3 protein-coding genes are annotated in these 4,289 nt (G+C 48.5%); 1 reads left to right on the top strand and 2 read right to left on the bottom strand.

The genetic code is table 11. The annotated features are described in order from the left end of the window. Position 1 precedes the first annotated feature (1 nt). The gene (dut, locus tag QM529_07495) at positions 2 to 520 is read right to left on the bottom strand and encodes a dUTP diphosphatase (GenBank protein ID MDI9314499.1); all 519 of its coding nucleotides are present in this window, start codon (positions 518 to 520) and stop codon (positions 2 to 4) included. A 102-nt stretch (positions 521 to 622) separates the two neighbouring features. After that, a complete protein-coding gene (locus QM529_07500; GenBank protein MDI9314500.1) occupies positions 623 to 2,464 on the bottom strand; it encodes a chromosomal replication initiator protein DnaA in 1,842 nt (613 codons plus the stop codon). A 674-nt stretch (positions 2,465 to 3,138) separates the two neighbouring features. On the opposite strand from QM529_07500, the gene QM529_07505 reads away from it, so the two are divergent. Continuing rightward, on the top strand, positions 3,139 to 4,289 hold a 1,151-nt coding region (locus tag QM529_07505), incomplete at its 3' end, for an MFS transporter (GenBank protein ID MDI9314501.1).

Consider the following 4,289-nt stretch of genomic DNA (forward strand, 5'->3'; position numbering starts at 1 on the left):
GCTAGCCGGTTGAACCAAAGCCGCCGGTTTTTCGTTGGTTTGCTTCATCGTCACCATTATCGGCAAAATCGACAATTTCCACCATATCAACCGTGGGCAGGGTTAAAAAAACCATCTGCGCCACGCGCGCCAATGGTTCGACAACAAATGGCGCGTCGCCATGGTTTACCAACACAACGCCGACCTCTCCGCGATAATCGCTGTCTATCGTGCCCGGGGTGTTCAACACCGTTATGCCATGTTTTAACGCCAACCCCGAACGCGGCCGTACGTCGGCCACCATATGGCGTGGCATGCGCAAAAACACACCAGTCGGAATAAGCATCCGTTGCGCCGGGGTAATGATAATTTTTTCCGTGATGGCCGCCATCAGGTCGAAACCGGCACTGCCCATGGTGGCGCGCGCCGGGTAATTTATTGCGCCGTGTGCTTGGTCGTTATTGGCGGCGGCCGACAACAATTGTTTTATGGTCGGCGATAATTTTATCTCGATTATTTCTTTTGCGGTTGCTTGCGCCATGTTTTTCACTGCTCCTTCGCTGGTTCTTTTTATTGCGTCTTTTCACGCACGATTTTTTATTGCCGGCCGTTTGTGTTTGTCATGGTCTTAAGGGCTTTAAAGCTATTTTTTATCGGCCGATTTTAATTTTGATAACAGGCTCATCACTTCCTCTTGGAATTTTGGGTTGTCCATCATGCGCCCCTCGACCGTTTTGACGGCGTGAATCACCGTGGTGTGGTCGCGGCGAAACCGCGCGCCAATCGACGGCAACGACCGCGTGGTTGCCATTTTCGCCAGATACATCGCAATTTGCCGTGGCCGCGCAATGTCTTGCAGGCGGCTTTTGCCCAATAATTCTTCCAGCGTGATATCGTAATATTCGGCCACCATCTGCTGGATCGAATCGATGGTGATTTTTTTACGTTCTGGCCGGAAAAAATCGCCCAATAGTTTTTGGCATTTTTCCAACGATAAAACATTGCGCTGGTTTTTGTCTTGCGGGCTATTGGCCATATTATTGGCCGCGCCGTTGCTGGTGCTATTGTAACCACGGCTCAATTCCATCTTTATCATCAATTGATTGATAATACCGCTCAGGGCGCGTGGGCTGACATGGTTATTTACCATGTCGCGCGCCGTGTTGCCCTCGTTCAATTTTTCGGCCAGCCAAGCCATCGCATCCTCGCTCAGGTCGATGCCTTTTTGCAGGGCCTTCATCCGCAAAATTGCCTTTTGCATGTCGGGCGATAGGGGTTTTAATTCGGTGGCCAGCCCGCTGAGCAGGCGCGATAAAATCCGCTGACCCAATTGGCTTAAATCGCGTGGCCCACGGTCGGCGACCAGCACCATCATTTTACCGCGATCCAAAAATTGACCAACGATGGTTTCCAGGGCTTTTAAGGCCCCTTCCTTCCCCAGGATAAAATGCAAATCATCAATCAACAAACAATCGATATCGGCAAAATTGCTTTCAAATGAAAAAATTTCTTTTTGCCGCACCGCCGATACAAAATATTGCAAGAAATCCTCGGCCGTAAAATAAAGGATTTTTTTGCGCGGGTAACGTTGTTTTAAATAATGACCAATCGCATTCAGCAAATGGGTTTTGCCAAAACCCACCGCACCATAAATAAACAATGGGTTGAATGGCAATTTTGGGAAGTTATCCAACATTTGCTTGGCGGCATTTATCGCTTCCTCGTTACTATCGCCGACCACCAATTTATCAAATTGAAATTGCGTTAATAATTCCGAACCAAGCAATTTTTTGCTTTTGCCGGTTTGCGCGCCAAATGATTCGCCGCGCTGTTCGCCCAGGCCGCCCATGATGGGCGATTGCATGGTTGCGGCCATGCCGTCGGCATTTTCACCCAGGCCAGGCGCGTCGGCCGTGCCGCCGATAACAAAATCAATATCGCTGACTTGCCATTTTTCGATTTGAAAACGTTGTAACAACCAATAACGATAATTTTTTTTCACCCATTCGGCTTGGAAAAAATTTTCGGCGCGGAACGTAAAAACCCCATCCTGGTATTTCACCCCTTGGAGCGAGGCCAAAAACCGCCGGTAAGATGTTTCGCCAAATTCGGCGCGAAACTGCGACGTCATTTTCGCCCATATGCCTGGCCATGCCGCTTGCCATTTATGTTGCGTGGCTTGCGGCTTATCTTGCTCCTCGGCCACGGCAACGGTGCGCACCGCATGGCGAACATCGTCCACCGCGGGGGCATCGGGCAAGGCGCCATCCATCAATGAATTATTAAGAGGATTATTGAGGGGATTATTGATGACCGCCCGTTCTGACCGAACGCCGGTGTCATAATCACCAGCCACCATATCGCCGGAGGGGGCCTCGCGAGTCGCCGGCGCAATGGTGTCTTTATCGTCGGTCGCAACGCGATGGGTATTTTTTGCCATCATGGTGCTTCGCGGGTTAATGGGTTTTTCTTGCTTATCGTTCATGATTATTTTTTGCTACTATCTTTTGCTATTGTTTATTTTATTATGCTGTTCGGTGGTTCTTGGTTCTTGAATATATTATTTTATTTTTTTATTTTTGCAATATTTATTTATCGATTGGTTAAGGTGCGTTAATGGTTTGTAATAATTGTTTTGGAGGAACTTAAGTAAAACGCCTCAACCCCGTGTCAACCAGCCATCCATCCCCGTAAACCACGGGGGAATATTGCACAACCACACTCGTCAATTTGTCCCTGGATTGTCCCCGAAACTCTTAATGACGTACCATCAAATAAAACGGCAATGCAAACAACCCCCCAAAGCCCAAAGAAAGTAAATTTTTTTCTTGACAAAAAACATCCCAATGCATCCGTCGCGTTAATTTCATATTTTCGTTTGATTATTAAGGATTTTTTGAGAATTTTTTTTTTATATTTATTATTTTTCTTATCGGCGGCGCAAAGAGAATAATATTATTACATAAGAATCAAAGGGAAAAAGATGAATTCACGGGGTAAATTGGCTTCGGCTGGCTTTTAGAATAGTTCTAAATTAGAATCTGGTGGCGCGCATCGTTCGGCGATTCTTTTTTGCTGCTTTTCCGGCTATTGTTTCATGCTTTTTTCTTGTTTTTTGCCAATCGATAAGCGATAAGCGAAAATTATCCACAAAATACCATGATGGCGATAAGAAATTTTTTCCACACGATGAAGGGCGACCTGGGCACGCAACAGGGCGATGTCGGCCGCCTGTTGCTAGCTATTTTTATCGATGGTTTCATGGTCGGGATGATTCTGACCCATATTCCCCTGACGTTAAAATACGATGGTGAGAGCAGTCGCGTTATCGGCTGGGTGTTGGGGGCGACCAGCCTGGCCGCGTTGTTTGCCAGCCCGTGGGTCGGGGCAACGGCGCAAAAATTTGGCATGGCGCGGGCGGTTATCATCGCTGGTTTATTAAATGCGGTTATTATTATTCTTATGAGCCTGTCGCGCGAGCCGTTATATTGGGGCGTGTTGCGGTTTTTTGCCGGGTTTTTGGTGGTGATGCGTTGGCTGGGGATGGAGGCCTGGACCAACAGCCTTGCCCTGCCGCAAAATCGCGGCCGAATTATGACGCTTTACACCGCCAGTTTTACATCGTCGGTGGCGTTGGGCAGTGGGCTTATCGGCCATATTTTTTTGCTGGGTTTTTTACCCTATGGCATCATGGCCGGGTTGTTATTGCTGTCGGCTTGGCCGATTTTAAAAATGAAACATAAAACCATCAGGGTCGAAAAAAAACAAAAATTAAAAATGGGTATTTGGCTGGCGGTAAAAACCAACCCGGTGGTGCTTATCATTGCGGTGGCGTCGGGGGTGATGTTCGGCGCGTCGGGCATGATTGCGGTGCAGACCATCAACCATGGGTTCACCCCGACCCAGGCCAGTTTCGTGGTTTTTTTATATTTTGTCGGCCCGATTATTTTTTTCCCGCTGGTCAGCCACCTGGTGAACGAGGTGCCAGCCAAAAAATTAATCCCGGTGGCCGGCATTTTGGCCGCGGCCTTTGCCTGGCCGGCACTTTACACCAAGCATTTGCATGTTATCGAAATTTTTATCATGCTTTACGGCGCGATGGAGCTTATCATCTACAGCAGTTTGCTCGGCTTCATCGGCCACCATTATCGCGGCCAACATTTGGTGGCGATGAACAGCCTGGTGGTGATGGTGTATAACGCCACCAGCACGGTCACCGCGCCGCTGGCGGGGGAGGTCATGGCGGAACTCGGCCTCATCGGCCTACCGCTTATCATGATGATGGTCGGGTTGCTCGCCATCTCGGTTTT

Source organism: Hydrotalea sp. (genome assembly GCA_030054115.1).
Classification (GTDB): domain Bacteria; phylum Pseudomonadota; class Alphaproteobacteria; order JASGCL01; family JASGCL01; genus JASGCL01.

Coding starts and splice junctions, on each gene's coding strand:
- QM529_07500 (MDI9314500.1), bottom strand. CDS start 2,464: ATGAACGATAAGCAAGAAAAACCCATTAACCCGCGAAGCACCATGATG.
- dut (MDI9314499.1), bottom strand. CDS start 520: ATGGCGCAAGCAACCGCAAAAGAAATAATCGAGATAAAATTATCGCCG.